General features: G+C 70.9%; 15 protein-coding genes. 2 read left to right on the top strand and 13 right to left on the bottom strand.

The window, feature by feature from the left end:
- Positions 1-8: 8 nt before the first annotated feature.
- From J3P44_RS08205 to kdd, 7 genes are all read right to left on the bottom strand, one after another.
- Positions 9-542, bottom strand: a complete 534-nt coding sequence (locus J3P44_RS08205) for an FxsA family protein (RefSeq protein ID WP_255889810.1) — start codon at positions 540-542, stop codon at positions 9-11.
- Positions 539-1261 (bottom strand): polyprenol monophosphomannose synthase, encoded by a 723-nt coding sequence (locus J3P44_RS08200; RefSeq protein ID WP_255890021.1) that lies wholly within the window; start codon positions 1259-1261, stop codon positions 539-541. The genes J3P44_RS08205 and J3P44_RS08200 overlap by 4 nt, the downstream gene beginning before the upstream one ends.
- A 26-nt stretch (positions 1262-1287) precedes the next feature.
- Positions 1288-2826, bottom strand: a complete 1539-nt coding sequence (gene lnt, locus J3P44_RS08195; protein ID WP_255889809.1) for an apolipoprotein N-acyltransferase — start codon at positions 2824-2826, stop codon at positions 1288-1290.
- 410 nt (positions 2827-3236) lie between these two features.
- Positions 3237-3638, bottom strand: a complete 402-nt coding sequence (gene kal, locus J3P44_RS08190; RefSeq protein WP_255889808.1) for a 3-aminobutyryl-CoA ammonia lyase — start codon at positions 3636-3638, stop codon at positions 3237-3239.
- Between the two features lie 76 nt (positions 3639-3714).
- A complete protein-coding gene (kamE, locus tag J3P44_RS08185) occupies positions 3715-4488 on the bottom strand; it encodes a lysine 5,6-aminomutase subunit beta (protein ID WP_255889807.1) in 774 nt (257 codons plus the stop codon).
- Between the two features lie 52 nt (positions 4489-4540).
- Complete coding sequence (gene kamD, locus J3P44_RS08180) at positions 4541-6127, bottom strand: lysine 5,6-aminomutase subunit alpha (RefSeq protein ID WP_255889806.1); 1587 nt, start codon at positions 6125-6127, stop codon at positions 4541-4543.
- Positions 6127-7194 carry an L-erythro-3,5-diaminohexanoate dehydrogenase gene (gene kdd, locus J3P44_RS08175; RefSeq protein WP_255889805.1) on the bottom strand — a complete coding sequence of 356 codons (1068 nt, stop codon included), beginning with the start codon at positions 7192-7194 and terminating at the stop codon, positions 6127-6129. The genes kamD and kdd overlap by 1 nt, the downstream gene beginning before the upstream one ends.
- 170 nt (positions 7195-7364) lie before the next feature.
- On the opposite strand from kdd, the gene J3P44_RS08170 reads away from it, so the two are divergent.
- Positions 7365-8831, top strand: coding sequence for a KamA family radical SAM protein (locus J3P44_RS08170; RefSeq protein ID WP_255889804.1), 1467 nt, complete (start codon positions 7365-7367; stop codon positions 8829-8831).
- Positions 8832-8994: 163 nt separating this feature from the next.
- Entirely contained in the window at positions 8995-9939 is a 945-nt protein-coding gene (locus J3P44_RS08165; protein ID WP_255889803.1) for a hypothetical protein, read from the top strand.
- A 106-nt stretch (positions 9940-10045) separates the two neighbouring features.
- Here J3P44_RS08165 and J3P44_RS08160 read toward each other — a convergent pair whose 3' ends face one another.
- Genes J3P44_RS08160 through J3P44_RS08135 form a run of 6 tightly spaced genes read right to left on the bottom strand, consistent with a single transcriptional unit; the run spans position 10046 to position 14653 of the window.
- Entirely contained in the window at positions 10046-10696 is a 651-nt protein-coding gene (locus J3P44_RS08160) for a maleylpyruvate isomerase family mycothiol-dependent enzyme (RefSeq protein WP_255889802.1), read from the bottom strand.
- Positions 10693-11253, bottom strand: a complete 561-nt coding sequence (locus J3P44_RS08155) for a TetR/AcrR family transcriptional regulator (RefSeq protein WP_255889801.1) — start codon at positions 11251-11253, stop codon at positions 10693-10695. The genes J3P44_RS08160 and J3P44_RS08155 overlap by 4 nt, the downstream gene beginning before the upstream one ends.
- 39 nt (positions 11254-11292) lie before the next feature.
- On the bottom strand, positions 11293-11853 hold the full coding sequence (locus tag J3P44_RS08150) for a TetR/AcrR family transcriptional regulator (RefSeq protein ID WP_255889800.1): 561 nt from the start codon (positions 11851-11853) through the stop codon (positions 11293-11295).
- 2 nt (positions 11854-11855) lie between these two features.
- Complete coding sequence (locus J3P44_RS08145) at positions 11856-12308, bottom strand: Lrp/AsnC family transcriptional regulator (protein ID WP_255889799.1); 453 nt, start codon at positions 12306-12308, stop codon at positions 11856-11858.
- Between the two features lie 9 nt (positions 12309-12317).
- On the bottom strand, positions 12318-13253 hold the full coding sequence (locus tag J3P44_RS08140) for a 5'-3' exonuclease (protein ID WP_255889798.1): 936 nt from the start codon (positions 13251-13253) through the stop codon (positions 12318-12320).
- 29 nt (positions 13254-13282) lie between these two features.
- On the bottom strand, positions 13283-14653 hold the full coding sequence (locus J3P44_RS08135) for a hypothetical protein (protein ID WP_255889797.1): 1371 nt from the start codon (positions 14651-14653) through the stop codon (positions 13283-13285).
- Between the last annotated feature and the right edge of the window lie 42 nt (positions 14654-14695).

Genomic DNA, 14695 nt, shown 5'->3' with positions numbered 1-14695 from the left:
CGCTCGACTCAGTCGACGACGTCGCCCCGGACCACCGGCCCCTCGGCCCCCGGTCCGGGGCGTCGTCCATCTCGGAAGGCTCCGCCGGGTCCTGGTCCGGGGAAGCCACCGAGGCCCGCGCCCGGTACGACGACGAGGCGCCTCTCCACGACCGAGGTCAGCAGCCGACGGGCCACCGGCCGGGTGAAGGGCAGGATCAGGAGGAGGCCGGCGAGGTCCAGGACGAAGCCCGGGCTGAGCATCAGGGTGCCGCCGATCAGGATCAGCGCCCCGTCGGCGAGCTCGCGGGCGGGCATCCGGCCACCCTGGAGCGCCTCGCGCAGTGCCCGCCACGCCCGGCCGCCCTCGCGACGGATCAGCCAGGCTCCGAGCATGCTGTCGAGGACGAGCAGCACGATCGTCCACCAGGGGCCGATCAGCTGGCCGACCTGCAGGATCGCCCAGATCTCCGCAAGCGGCACGAGCACGAAGGCCGCCACCAGCACCGGGCGCAGCCACCTGCGCCGGCCAGCCGGGCTTCGCCGAGCCTGGGGGTGGGTCACGCCTTCCCCCTGCTCCTGCTCAGCTGGGCGCGGCGCTCGGACAGCCCCCACCGGGTGATCATCCGCAGCGACTCACGGGCCACCTGCCCGCTCATCTTGGAGTTGCCGCGCTCGCGCTCGACGAACTCGATCGGCACCTCCGTGACCCGCATCCCGCGGGCGAGGGTGCGGTAGGCGAGGTCGGTCTGGAACACGTATCCAGTAGACCTCACAGACCCAAGGTCGATCGCCTCGAGCGTGGCGCGACGGAAGAGGCGATAGCCGGCGGTCGCGTCCTTGACCTTGATGCCGAGCAGCAGACGGACGTAGAGGTTGCCGCCGCGCGAGAGCGCGAGCCGCTGGATCGGCCAGTTGACGACCGATCCGCCCGGCACGTAGCGCGAGCCGATGACCAGGTCCGCGGTGCCAAGGGCGTCGAGGAGGCGCTGCAGCTGCTCGGGTTGGTGCGAGCCGTCGGCGTCCATCTCCCCGATCACGTCGTAGCCGGCCTTCAGCGCCACGTCGAAGCCGTGGAGGTAGGCGGCGCCCAGCCCTGCCTTCTCGGTCCGGTGCACGACGCTGATCGCGTCGTCCGCGGCGGCCAGCCGATCGGCGACGGCACCGGTGCCGTCGGGACTGTTGTCGTCGACGATCATCACGTCCACACCGGGCTGGGCCGCACGCAGACGACCGACGATCCACTCGATGTTCTCCGACTCGTTGTAGGTCGGGACGACCATCACGCAGCGGCCGAGGCCTTCGACACTCACGCAGTGGTACCTCGCTCCTCTGACTGGTCGTCGGAGCGATCGGCCCGACGTCGCCGCTGACGATAGGTCACCAGGACGAAGGCGGTGTGGCCTATGAGGAAGGCGAGGGAGAAGCGCGCCGGCCAGACGCCGAGACGGACGGCAGGCGTGAGCGTGCTGCTCAGGCCGATGGTCTCCACGAGCACACCCTCACGGCGGGCCGGGATCGAGGCGACGACGTGCCCGTCTGGACGTACGACGCCGGAGATGCCGTTGATCGCGGCGACGACCACCCAGCGGCCGGTCTCCTGGGCGCGGAGCCGGCTGATCTCGAACTGCTGACCGAGCTGGCCGGTGAGGCTGAACATGGCGTTGCTGGTCTGCACGGTCACCAGCTGCGCTCCCCGCGCGACCTGTCCGCTGATGCCCTCGTCGTAGGCCACGTCGAAGCAGATCGCGTCGGCGACTCGCACCTCGCCGACGCGCAGGGGCTCGAGGCTGGTGCCGCGCACCATGTCGCGGGGCACCAGCCGCAGCTTGCCGTAGGAGGACGGGATCAGGCTGCCGCGGAACGGGATGTACTCGCCGTACGGCACCGGGTGCCGCTTGGTGTAGCGGTCCCCGCTGCCCAGGCCCGGACGGTAGACGATGCCCTGGTTGAGCACGTTGGCCTCGTCGAGCGGGTCGTTGGACATGCCGCCGACGACGATGGGCACCCCGATGGCGTCCGAGGCGGAGACGATCCCGGCGCCGACCTCGGGATCGGTGAACGGGTCCACGGCTGTGGAGTTCTCCGGCCACACCACGAAGTCGGGCGCCGGCTCCTCCCCCGCGGCCACCGCGGCGGCGAGCTGCTCGGTCATCCGGACGTGGTTGGCCGAGACCTCGCGGTGGACCGCGACCACGTCGAGCCCCGTGCCGGGGACGTTCCCCTGCACCGCGGCCACGGTCGTGGTGCCGCTCTCCTCGACGTGGAAGGGCACGAGGAGCGGCGCGACGGTCACGACGGCCAGCGCTCCCACGACGGCGTACGCGCGACGTGACGGGGACCGGACCTGCAGGACCAACCACGCGAGAGTCGTCCCGGTGAGCGCGATGAGGAAGCTCACTCCGGTGGTCCCGATCCACGGAAGGGCATCGGCCCACGGCGTGTCCGCCGAGGCGTAGACCAGCCGCCCGAACGGCATGCCGGAGAACGGGAAGCCGCTGCGCCAGGTCTCGATCCCGACCCACCACAACGCCGTCCAGACCGGCCAGGCGCGGAGCCGCAGGCTCCAGGACAGCCCGACACCCAGTGGGACGAAGAACGCCGCCTCGACGGCACACATGGCGATCCAGGCATCGGTCCCGACGGCGCGCATCCAGACCATGACGGCGTAGGAGAACGTGATGCCGAAGAGCAGGCTCGGGATCCAGGCGCGGCCCGGGCGCAGCCCGCGCACGGAGAAGATGAGCGCCGCGATCGCCGGCGGCATCAGCCAGGCGAGTCCGACGGGCTCGAACGCCGCTGCCAGCACGAGTCCGCCGACGAGGGCGAGGAGGCAGCGCAGCGGCACGCGTCAGACCGTAGCCGACGGCGGTTCACGTCGTGGGCAGCCTGCAGCGGAGCGGGAGGAACGAGGGGGCTTCGGACCAACGCGCGATCCCCTGGCTGACGATCGCGCGAAGTTGTCTACGGCCCCGAGGTTCCTCCCGCATCCAGCCCCCGCGGGACGCCCTCGACGGGTCGGCGGACGATGGGCATCGCTGGCTTCGCGTACCCCACGTCTGACTCCCCACTGCCGATGGCGCCACCCGCGAGCTGCACAGGCGGACGCGGGGAACGATGCCTCCGAGACGAAGAGGTGTCAACATGGGGGTGACCTGCGAGAACGCGCGAAACTGCAGGTCAACGCATCACGCCCGGCCGAAACTCGCTCGTGAAATTTTGCGGGCCTGCGGCGTGTCGCACATGACACGCCGAGCGTCAGTCCGCGCGCGGTGGGACGACGACGGTGCCGGTGGCCGTGGTGGCCGTGACCGGCGGGTCGAGCAGCCGCGCCGCACCCGGGGCGTCGTCGGTCGGGGCGCCCCGCCCGACGACGTGCACGGCGAACTCCATGACCCGGCTGCGGGTGCCCTCCCGGACCAGCGTCGCGGTGATCTCCAGGAGGTCACCGGCACGGACCGGTGCCCTGAACTGGACGTCGGAGTAGGACGCGAAGAGGCCCTCGTCGCCGTCGAGGAGGATGCACATCTCGGTGGCGACATCGCCGAACAGGCCGAGGCTGTAGGCGCCGTCGACCAGGTTGCCGGCGTAGTGGGCGTGCGAGTAGGGGACGTAGCGCCGGTGGGTGACGACCGTGCCGACGCGGGTGCTCTCGCTCATGCGCGTACTCGCTTCGCTCCGTGCGCGCATGAGACACCTGTCGCACTGTGTTGGACGATTCGCTCGCTGCGCTCGCTCATGAGGCCTTCTCAGTGGTGGTGGTGGCGGGGCTGCTGGGGGTGCGGGGTGAGGTCAGCCGGTGCACGATGAACGACGCGACCTCGCCCGGCGTCGTCCCCCGGGTGAAGACGCGGTCGACCCCGAGCTCGTCGGCCATCGTCTCGTCGAAGCGGGGACCGCCGACGACGAGGAGCGGGCGCTTGGCGGCCGGGTAGGCCTCGCGGAACGCCGCGGACATCTCGCGGGTGTTGAGCAGGTGGGCGTCGCGCTGGGTGACGACCTGGGAGACGAGGACGGCATCGGCCTTCTCCTCGCGGGCGGCCTCCACCAGCTGCGGCACGGAGACCTGGGCGCCGAGGTTCACGACCTTGAGCTCGCGGTAGTACTCCAGGCCCTTCTCCCCCGCGAACCCCTTGATGTTGAGGATCGCGTCGATGCCGACGGTGTGGGCGTCGGTGCCGATGCACCCGCCGACCACGACCAGCCGCCGCCGCAGCGACCGCTTGATCGCCGCGTTGGCCTCTTTGGGCGTCAGCAGCGGGTAGTCGCGCTCGACGACCTCCACGGTGCTCGGGTCGACCAGGTGGTTGACCCGGCCGTAGACGACGAAGAACGTGAAGCCATCCCCCATCGGCTTGGCGTGCACGACCAGCGCCGGGTCCATGCCCATCTTGTTGGCGAGCTGGACCGCGGCACCCTCCGCCACCTTGGAGTGCTCGATGGGAAGAGTGAACGACAGCTGCACCATGCCGTCGCCCGTGGTGTCGCCGTAGGGCCGGACCAGGCTCATCGCTTCACTCCTTCGGTCCCGGAGGTGCGAGCGGAGCGAGCCTCGAAACCCATCACTGTCCCTCCAGGATCTCGGTCGCCGGGTTGTAGTAGTCGGGTGCCTTCCGGGCGACACCGTCGAGGCCGCGGCCCTTGTCGGGGGGCCGCTTCATGAGGCCGAAGGTGCCGTCCGCGATGGCCGAGAGCAGCGGCGGCTGGCCCGGGGTGCTGCGGTCGTCCTTGATCTCCTCGAGCAGGCCGATCGCCTCGCCCAGGACCTCGCGGGCGCGGTTGGCGATGAAGCCGTCGGGCGCGGGACGGAAGTCCTCGTGCAGCTTGCCGGCGGCGTTCATGACGTAGCGGACGTTCTGCAGCGCGAGGTCGCGATCGGAGATCCACGGCGTCACGACGGCCTCGGTCATCATGCCCACGAGCAGGATGCCCTGCCCGGTGAGCGCGCCCACGAGGTTGAAGAAGCCGTCGAGGAGGTAGCCCTTGAAGATGTCACCGGTCATGTGGCGCGTCGGGGGCATCCACTTGAGGGGCGCGTCGGGGAACAGCTCGCGGGCGAGCATCGCGTGGGCGAGCTCGAGACGGAACGAGTCGGGCACCTCGGGGTCGATCTCGAACGCGTGGCCCAGGCCGAGCTGCCAGTCCTCGAGCCCCGCCTCCTTGGCGAAGTACTCGTTGAGCAGCTGGCTGGTCGTGACCGTGTGCGCGGCCTCGATCGCGTCGGCAGTGGTGAGGTAGTTGTCCTCGCCGGTGTTGATGATGATCCCGGCCCGGGCATGGATCTGCCGGCTGAAGCGCTGGTCGACGAAGGTGCGGATCGGGTTGATGTCGCGGAACAAGATGCCGTACATCGAGTCGTTGAGCATCATGTCGAGCCGCTCGAGGCCGGCCAGGGTCGCGATCTCCGGCATGCAGAGGCCCGAGGCGTAGTTGGTGAGCCGGACGTAGCGCCCGAGCTCCCTCGACGTCTCGTCGAGGGCCGCGCGCATCAGGCGGAAGTTCTCCTGGGTGGCGTAGGTGCCCGCGAAGCCCTCACGCGTCGCGCCCTCGGGCACGAAGTCCAGCAGGGACTGGCCCGTGGAGCGGATCACGGCGATCACGTCGGCGCCCTCGCGCGCGGCGGCCTGGGCCTGCGGGATGTCCTCGTGGATGTCGCCGGTGGCGACGATGAGGTAGATCCACGGCTTGCTCGGCGCGTCGCCCACCTTCGCGATCATCTTCTCGCGCGCGATGCGCTGGCGGTCGATCTGCTTGATGCCGGCCGCGACGGCCTTGCGGGAGGCAGAGGCGGCGCGCGTGGCGTCCTTGCCCTCGGGGACGCGGAACGTCACCGAGCCGGCCGCGGCCTTCTGGGCCAGTGTGAGCAGGTCGTCCGCGTCGCCCCGGAGCAGCGCGTCCCACACCGGAAGGCTGACGCCGTGCTCGAGGCCGACGTCAGCGCGTACGACGTCGGCGAGGCGGTTGACCCACGGCGTGCCGTCCGGGTCCGCCCCGCCGAGACCCGCCAGGCGCAGGGTGGCGCGCTCGACGGAGACGGTGGTGTGGCGGGTGGCGAGGTCGACGATCGGCTTGCCGACCTGACGCGCGAGCGTGCGGGCCTGGCGTACGTCGGCCCGGTCGAGTCCGAGCTGGCTGGTCGGGCGTGCCATCAGAGCCTCCGCTCGAAGAGCCCGCGGACGCCGGCGTCGGCGCGCAGCAGCTCCATGGCGTACGCCGCGTGCCCGGGCACGTAGCCGTTGCCGACGAGCATGGTGACGTCGGCGGCCAGGCCCTCCGCCCCGAGCGCCGCGGCGCTGAAGCTGGTGGCCATGGAGAAGAAGATGACGGTGCCGCCCTCGGCGGTGGCCAGGATCGCCCCTCCCTCGCAGCCTGGGACGTCGACGCACACGACGGTGACGTCGGCCGGCCCGCCTGCAGCGGTGACGGCGTCGCGCAGGGTGATCGGGTCGCGTGCGTCGGCGATCGTGACGACGTCGGCGATCCCGGCGTCGGTGAGCAGGTCGCGCTCACCCTGGTGCGGGACGACGCCGATGGTGCGCTCCGCTCCGGCGGCGCGCGCTGCTGCGAGGCTGAGGGAGCCGGACTTGCCGGCGCCACCGATCACCATCACCACCGGGGTGGTGCCCTTCTCGACGTACTCCCCCACCACGCGAGCGGTGAGAGCGGGTGCCCCGCACACGTCCATGACGCTCAGCGAGAGGGCCGGATCGAGGTCGTCGGGGATCACGGCGGCGATCGAGCGGCCGAAGAGCACGGCGTAGCCGTCGCAGGGCACCTGCTCGCTTCGGCCGTCCCACCCGGCCAGGCCGTCCTCGATGACGAGCGGGGTCAGGGTCAGGCTGACGAGGGTCGCGACCCGGTCACCCACCGCCAGGCCGAGCGGGGACTCGGGGCCCACCTCCTCGACGGTGCCGACGAGCATGCCACCGGATCCGGTCACGGGGTTCTGCATCTTGCCGCGCGTGCCGACGATCTCGAGGACCTCCGCGCGGACGGCGTCGCCGTCTGTCTCGCCGTACAACGTGTGCTTGCGCTCGAGCTGGCGGAACGACGCGGCGTCGAGGTTGAGGCGCTCGACCCGCACCCGGACCTCGTCGGGCCACAGCTCGGCGCGGGTGTCGAGGCGCTGGGCCGCCTGCGGCAGCACGACGGCGTCGTCGAGGACCCGGTGCAGACCGGTCGGATCACCGGTGCGGATGTCCGTCGGGGCGTTCATAACAGGAGGTCCTTCTCGTCAAGCGCGACATCGACAACAAATCTTACGGCGTGGCATTGGACTCACCGTATGTTCTCCGCGTACTCTTTCAGATGTGGCGGCGCCCACACAACCGGCGCGCCGTTCGGCCTGCCCCCGGAGCCATCCGGGGTCCGCTTCAAGGAGATCTCATGAGCATCGGGACCGCCAGCCCACTGGGACAGGCACTCGACACCGGTCAGCCCTACCCCTACCAGCGGGTCGAGCTCGTCGAGCCCGACTGGACGCGCTTCCCCGGGTGGGCCGACGTGACGGCCGCGGACTGGGCCTCCGTCCAGTGGCAGCGCGCCCACTGCATCAAGAACCTCAAGCAGCTGCGCGAGCTCATGGGCGACCTGCTCGACGATCGGTTCTACGCCGACCTCGAGCGCGACCAGGCCGAGCGCGCGACCATGTCGATGCTCGTGCCGCCGCAGATGATGAACACGATGGTCCCGGCCTTCGAGCCGTCCGGTGCCGGGTCGCTGACGGAGCAGTTCTACGCCGACCCGATCCGGCACTACATGATCCCGGTGTTCAGCGACCGTCGCACCGACTGGCCCTCGCACCCGCACGCCACACGCGACTCGCTGCACGAGCACGACATGTGGGCGACCGAGGGCCTCACCCACCGCTACCCCACCAAGGTGCTCGCCGAGCTGCTGCCGACCTGCCCGCAGTACTGCGGCCACTGCACCCGCATGGACCTCGTGGGCAACTCGACCCCGGTGATCGACAAGCTGAAGTTCGCGGCCAAGCCCAACGACCGGCTCGGCGACATGATGGCCTACCTGCGTCGTACGCCCTCGGTGCGCGACGTGGTGGTCTCCGGTGGCGACGTGGCCAACATGCCGTGGCCCCGCCTCGAGGCATTCCTCACCGACGTCCTCGAGATCGAGAACATCCGCGACATCCGGCTCGCCACCAAGGCCCTGATCGGCCTGCCGCAGCACTGGCTGCAGCCCGACGTGGTCGAGGGCGTCAACCGGGTCGCCCAGCTCGCCCGCTCGCGCGGCGTCTCGCTGGCGATGCACACGCACGCCAACCACGCGGCCTCGGTGACGCCGATCGTCGCCGAGGCGACGCGGGCGATGCTCGACGCCGGCCTGCGCGACGTACGCAACCAGGGTGTGCTGCTCAACGGCGTCAACGCCGACCCGCACACGCTGCTCGACCTCTGCTTCCGCCTCCTCGACGGCGCGCAGATCATGCCCTACTACTTCTACATGTGCGACATGATCCCGTTCTCGGAGCACTGGCGGGTCTCGCTCGCCGACGCGCAGCGCCTGCAGCACCACATCATGGGCTACCTGCCCGGCTTCGCGACGCCGCGCATCGTGTGCGACGTGCCGTTCGTCGGCAAGCGCTGGGTGCACCAGAACGCCGACTACGACACCGAGCACGGCATCTCCTACTGGACGAAGAACTACCGCACCTCGATCGAGGCCGACGACGCCGAGGCCCTGTCGCGCCACTACGAGTACTACGACCCGATCCACACGCTGCCCGAGTCCGGCCAGCAGTGGTGGGAGCAGCACGGCCGCCTCGACGAGGCGTCGCTCAAGGCCGCCGAGATGGCCGAGGCGTCCCGGCGCACGGCGGCCCTCCAGGCCTACTGAGGGCTTGCGCGGTCTTTGTCGGTTTCCCCGCGTACGCGGGGAAACCGACACCTCATGGGGGTTGCAACCCCCATGAGGTGACCGGACACCCCTAGGACGCGGGCTATCCACAGGCCGTCGAGCAGGAGTTTTCCGCCGTTCCTGACGCGGGCATCGTCAGGGCATGGATGCGTACCCGATCTCGCTCGACGACATCGTCCTCCGCGGCGAGCTCGTCGCAGACGGCTGGACCGACCGTGACATCGCGCGTGCCGTCGCCGGTGGGGTGCTCGCGAAGGTGCGCCACGGTGCGTATGTTGACGCAGGGCTTGTCGCACCCCTCGACCCCGTCGGCTGGATGAGGGTACGTACGCGGGCGGTGCTGCGCCGGGCACACCAAACGGCGGTAGCCAGTCACCAGAGCGCCCTCGCCGAGCACGAGGTGCCCCTGTGGGGCCTGAGCCTGGACGAGACGCACCTCCTGCGGACGGATGGACGTGCGGGGCGACGAGAGGCGGGCGTGGTCCATCACTGCAGCGAGGTCGTCGACGCCGAGTGGATCGTCCGCAACGGCATCCGTGTGACGCGCCCAGCGCGGGCCGCCATTGAGGTCGTGACCTCCGAGAGCCCTGAAGCAGGACTCATCGCGGTCTGCGGTGTCCTCCACAACGGCCTTGCGACCATCGAGGAGATCCAAGAAGCCGCGAGGCGCGCCACCCACTGGGGCAAGAGCCTCAACAACCGCCTGGTGCTCGCCCGTGCGGACCACCGACTCTCCAGCGTGCTGGAGATCCGGATGTGGCACCTCCTGCACGACCAGCGCATCCCACGGCCGGAGCCGCAGGTGGAGGTCTTCGACGAGTGGGGCAACCTGCTCGGCATCGTGGACTTCCTGTGGGAGGAGCCCGGAGTGTTCATGGAGACCGACGGCCGGATCAAGTACGAGCGGTACCGACGCCCCGGCGAGACGTTGGAGGGTTACCTGCTCCGGGAAAAGCGCCGGCAAGAGGCGATCTGCCTCGCGACGGGATGGGTGTGCCTGCGCCTCGGGTGGTCGGACCTCGAGCGGCCCCGGCAGCTCGCGCGTCGGCTGCGCACGATCTTGGCTCGGCAGGAGCGAGCGGGGTGACGCCGGCGTTCGCGACCCCCGGGAATCTTGCACCTCCTGGGGTTTGCAAACCCCTCGCGACGTGGGTTTCCCCGCGTACGCGGGGAAACCGGCACGGTCGGAGCGCTCAGAGGCGGGCAAGCACCACCTCGGCGCCCGGCCCGGTGAGCTCGGAGGGCGCGGGGACACGGCCGTGGAGCAGCAGGACCAGCGCCTCGGCCGAGCCGCGGGCATCCGGGCCCGCGCCGTGGGTCCAGTCGACGTCCGTGGCCACGAGGCGTACGCCGGCCACGCGCCGCTTGGCGCTGCCGCCGATCACCGCGTTCATGGGCCACGGCGTGCCGAGCACGAAGTCGGCCAGCGGCGCGAGCGATTCGGGCGGCACCTGGCCGAGCAGACCGAGCGGGCGGCGTACGTCCAGACCGTGCACGACGGCGTCGGACAGGGCGGCCACGGGGGGCATGCCGATGGGGCGTGCTCCGGTTCGCGCGTTGTCCCGCAGCTGGTCGAGGATCGCCTCCTGACCGCGGGACGACCAGCCGATCGCCGATCGGGCGATCAGCCGGTTCATCGAGAATCCCGACCGGATCATCGCGACAATGCCCTCCCCCGCGCCCATCACGGGCGCCCAGGCCAGGTGCGCGGCGACGTCGACGACGCGCCACTCGCGGCACAGAGAGGGAACGAGCCAGTCGTCGAGAGTCAGCCCCTCGAGGGTCTCGATGAACCCCTCGCGGTGCTGGCGGGTGAGGTCGGGCAGCGTCGTGGTCGCCCTCATGGCGTGGTCCAACCGAGGGCGTCGATGAGCGTGCGGACCCGCCCGACGGCGTCGAGATCCGGCGTGGGCAGAGCCAGCTCGTGGAAGACGAGGCCGGTGACGTAGTTCGCCATGATGCCGAGGTCGCGCTCGGGATGCTGGGATCCAGCGCGGCGGACCAGGTCGAGCGCCCACGTGTCGGCCTCGTCGGCGCCGACGGCGTAGAGCTCGCGCAGCGCAGGTCTCCGGGCGGCCTCGGCGTGGAGCGCGTAGCGGGCGAGGGCCACCGCACGGTGCTCCCCCAGGGCGCGGAGCACGAAGTGACCGAAAGCGAGTGCGAGCCCCTCCGGCGAGGCCTCGACGTCAGCTCCGGGGCCGCTCGCCATCTCGAGCTCGCGCTCGATGCAGCGCGTCGTCACGCCCTCGACCAGGGACTGTCGCGTGGGGTAGGCCCCCTCGGTCGATCCGACCGGGACACCCGCTGCGACATCCACCGCCTCGTGGGTCAACCCGCCCAGCCCGCGATCGGCGACGAGCTCAAGGCCCGCGTCGAGGAGATCGGTGGCACCATCCCGCATGTCGCGAGACTACATCTGTAGTGGTAGGTGGTCAAGCAGTCACGAGTGATCCCAGTCGAGGAGATCGATGACGTCCCGGATGCGGGTCGTCGGGTCGAGCTCGGGCGAGGGCAGCGCGAGCTCGTGCAGCACCAGCCCGGTGACGTAGTTGGCCAGGAGGCCGAGGTCGCGTGCCGGGTCGCGGGACCCCGCACGGGTGACGAGGTCGAGCGCCCAGGCGTCGACCTGGGCGGCCCCGGGCGCCATGCCCGGCCGGAGGGCAGGGTTCTGGGCGGTCTCCACCAGGATCGCGTAGCGCGCGAGCGTCACCGCGCGGTCGGGACCCACCGCGCGGTGCACGAAGCGGCCGAGCGCCTCCGCCACCCCCTGCGGCGACGGGTCGACGTCGTCGTCCGGTCCTGTCGCCATCTCGCGCTCGCGCGCGATGAAGCGCTCGACGATGCCGAGGATCAGTGCCTCCCGGGTGCGGAAGTAGTTCGATGTCGACCCGGACGGGACCGCGGCCGCCACGTCCACCGCGCGGTGGGTCAGCCCGCGCATTCCTTGCGTGCCGACGAGCTCCAGGGCTGCATCGAGCAGGACGGTGCGTCGATCGGCCATCCTCAGTCGATCGGGCGGTTCTCGTAGGGGGTCGAGAGCACGATGGTCGTGCGGGTCGACACCAGCGCCGCGCCGCGGATCCGGGCCAGCAGGTCCTCGAGGTCGCGGGGGGTGGGGACGCGGATCTTGAGGATGTAGGACTCCTCGCCGGCCACGGACCAGCAGGACTCGATCTCCTTGATCCCCTGGAGGCGCTCGGGATAGTCGTCGGGCTGCGACGGGTCGATGGGCGTGACCGAGATGAACGCCGTCAGCGGGCGCCCGAGCTGGTCGTGGTCGACGGTCGCCCCGTAGCCCTTGATCAGCCCTCGTTGCTCGAGCCGCTTCACCCGCTGGTGGACCGCGGAGGTCGAGAGGTCCGTCGCCTTGCCGAGGTCGGTGAAGGACATCCGGCCGTCGGCGGCCAGCAGCGAGAGGATCTGCCGGTCCTTGGACTCGACCTCAGGGGAGCTCACGACCTCACCCTAGTGGGAGCCGGACAGGGCCTCCACCAAACGCACGGCAGACGAACCGAGGGCCCACTGCTGGTCCAGCGCCACAACGGCGTCGTGGTCGGCCGGCGTACGCGGCCGAGTGAGGTCGCGCGAGCCGAGGTCGAGGTCGCGGCGTACGGCGACCACCTCGGGGGCGACCGCGAGGTAGTCGGCGGCGGCCCTGATCTTCCCCCGCGGCCCGGGCCCCATGTCGGAGTCGGGGTCGCCAGCGGCCTCGATGATCGCCCCGATCGTGCCGAAGCGGTTCAGCAGGGTGGCGGCGGTCTTGTCCCCCACGCCCGCCACGCCAGGCAGGCCGTCGGAGGTGTCACCGCGCAGCGTCGCGAGGTCGGCGTACTGGCGGGCGTCGACGCCGTACTTGGCCCGCACCCAGGCGTTGTCGACCCGCTCGTGCCGGCTGACCCCGCGGGCGACATAGAGCACCCGTACCTGCGCCTCGTCGTCGACGAGCTGGAACAGGTCGCGGTCGCCGGTCACGATGTCCACCGGCATCCCGGCTCCGGTCGCCAGGGTGCCGATCACGTCGTCGGCCTCCATCTGGGCGTGCCCGACGATCGGGATGCCGTAGGCCTCGAGGACCGAGACGATGACCGGGATCTGGGTCTCGAGCGGGTCGGGCACCTCCTCGACGTCGGGCGACGGTCCCGGCCGGGCCTGCTCGACGCGGTGCGCCTTGTAGGACGGGATCAGATCGACCCGCCACTGCGGACGCCAGTCGTCGTCCCAGCAGCAGGCGAGATGGGTCGGGTCGTACTCCCCCACCAGCCGGCTGATGAAGTCCATCAGCCCTCGAACGGCGTTGACGGGGGTGCCGTCGGGTGCCTTCACCGAGTCGGGCACCCCGAAGAACGCCCGGAAGTAGAGCGAGGCGGTGTCGAGGAGCAGGAGGCGGTCGCCAGTGGCCATGGCGGCAGCCTCCCACACCCCTCCGACGGCTACGGGATGTCAGTGAGCTGCAGCGTCACGCTGCCGGTCGCGTTCGGCTCGAAGTAGAAGAGCAGCTCGTGTGACTTCGCCCTGTGAATCCAGCCGTCGGCCACCAGTTCCTCCGGGCGGACCGTCAACCCCGTCTGATAGCAGTCGCGGTCGCAGAGCACGGACACGGGTGGTACGTCGGTCTCCCACGGCCCGGTTGCGGAGGCGTTGCTGGCCGTCAGCCGGACCATGTCGGCGGCGCTGACGGGGATCGTCGACACGAAGCGGGTCCCGGGATCCGCGGACGCGAAGGTCACGGCGGCGCCGCCCACGACCAGGTCGGGCACGCGCACCGTGCGTCGCACGCGCACCTGCTGCGACTGCGGGTCGGCCCCCTCGCGGTCACTGAAGACGATCGTGCGCTGCAGGGACGGGTTGTCGTCGTCTGGCCCCCCCGGGTACCGCCGCCACGTCCCCCACCGCAGGTGCGCGTCGTCCAGGTGTGCCTGCTGGGAGGGGAGGCCGACCGGAATGACGTAGGCGCGGTCCTCGGGCGTCGCCTCGTAGATCAGGATGTGCTCGCGTCCGGGCTCGGCCGGGAGCGTGAGCGCTGGGTCGTCGAGCGCCACCCGGTGCTCGTTCGCCTGCAGGGACTCGGCGTACCCCGACTCCCCCACCGCCATTCCGACCACCTGCCCGCTCGTCAGTCGGGCGTTGTAGTCGCTCGGGTAGTCAAGCACGTAGCGCTGTCCTGCCTCGACCGACATCGCGGGGACGGCGACCTGCCAGACCACTCGGTTGCCGACGAGGACCCGACCTCTGCGAATCTCCTGGACGGAGCCGTCGGGGGCGCGGAGGGTCAGCGTGTCACGGCCGTCATGCGCGACGCGGACGTAGGCGATGTCGACGTAACCGCGCCGCGGCTCGCGGACCGAGGTGCGTGCGTTCCGCTGCACCTCGCGCGTGCGGACCTTCGTCAGCTGCGCCCACGCGGCGTGCGGGGTATGGCCCTTCCCGGAGGCGCACCTCCCGCGGAAGCTCAGCACTGCGCGGCCGGTGGTCCGCACCTTGAAGACCCTCGTCCCGCTGATGGGATCGAGCGGCGCCGTACGCCGGCCGCGCCCGTCGACGAGCGCCTGCGTGCCCCAGCACGGGGACTTGTCATAGATCCGGTGCATCCGCACGTCGAGCATCACCCGGTCGCCGCGCCGGGCGCGGAACGTGACGTCCACGCCCTGTCGGGCCTCGAGCCGCACCGCACCGTCGCCGTAGGCCCGCTCGACCCTCTTCACGTCGGGGGCGGGGTCCGCGCTGGCGGACCCGCCCGTCGTGCCGGTCAGCAACAGTGGCAGCAACGCCGCCGACGTGACTCCGACGATCATCCGTCGCATGGTTCCCCCTCGTAGTCGTACGCTTCTGGAGGTGGAGACGCG

This window comes from Nocardioides astragali (assembly GCF_024436375.1).
GTDB lineage: Bacteria > Actinomycetota > Actinomycetes > Propionibacteriales > Nocardioidaceae > Nocardioides > Nocardioides astragali.
Note: the sequence above shows the minus strand (reverse complement) of the source record. Positions and strands in the feature narration are given on the sequence as shown.

Coding starts and splice junctions, on each gene's coding strand:
- J3P44_RS08200 (WP_255890021.1), bottom strand. CDS start 1,261: ATGGTCGTCCCGACCTACAACGAGTCGGAGAACATCGAGTGGATCGTC.
- kal (WP_255889808.1), bottom strand. CDS start 3,638: ATGAGCGAGAGCACCCGCGTCGGCACGGTCGTCACCCACCGGCGCTAC.
- kamE (WP_255889807.1), bottom strand. CDS start 4,488: ATGAGCCTGGTCCGGCCCTACGGCGACACCACGGGCGACGGCATGGTG.
- kamD (WP_255889806.1), bottom strand. CDS start 6,127: ATGGCACGCCCGACCAGCCAGCTCGGACTCGACCGGGCCGACGTACGC.
- kdd (WP_255889805.1), bottom strand. CDS start 7,194: ATGAACGCCCCGACGGACATCCGCACCGGTGATCCGACCGGTCTGCAC.
- J3P44_RS08170 (WP_255889804.1), top strand. CDS start 7,365: ATGAGCATCGGGACCGCCAGCCCACTGGGACAGGCACTCGACACCGGT.
- J3P44_RS08165 (WP_255889803.1), top strand. CDS start 8,995: ATGGATGCGTACCCGATCTCGCTCGACGACATCGTCCTCCGCGGCGAG.
- J3P44_RS08160 (WP_255889802.1), bottom strand. CDS start 10,696: ATGAGGGCGACCACGACGCTGCCCGACCTCACCCGCCAGCACCGCGAG.
- J3P44_RS08155 (WP_255889801.1), bottom strand. CDS start 11,253: ATGCGGGATGGTGCCACCGATCTCCTCGACGCGGGCCTTGAGCTCGTC.
- J3P44_RS08150 (WP_255889800.1), bottom strand. CDS start 11,853: ATGGCCGATCGACGCACCGTCCTGCTCGATGCAGCCCTGGAGCTCGTC.
- J3P44_RS08140 (WP_255889798.1), bottom strand. CDS start 13,253: ATGGCCACTGGCGACCGCCTCCTGCTCCTCGACACCGCCTCGCTCTAC.
- J3P44_RS08135 (WP_255889797.1), bottom strand. CDS start 14,653: ATGCGACGGATGATCGTCGGAGTCACGTCGGCGGCGTTGCTGCCACTG.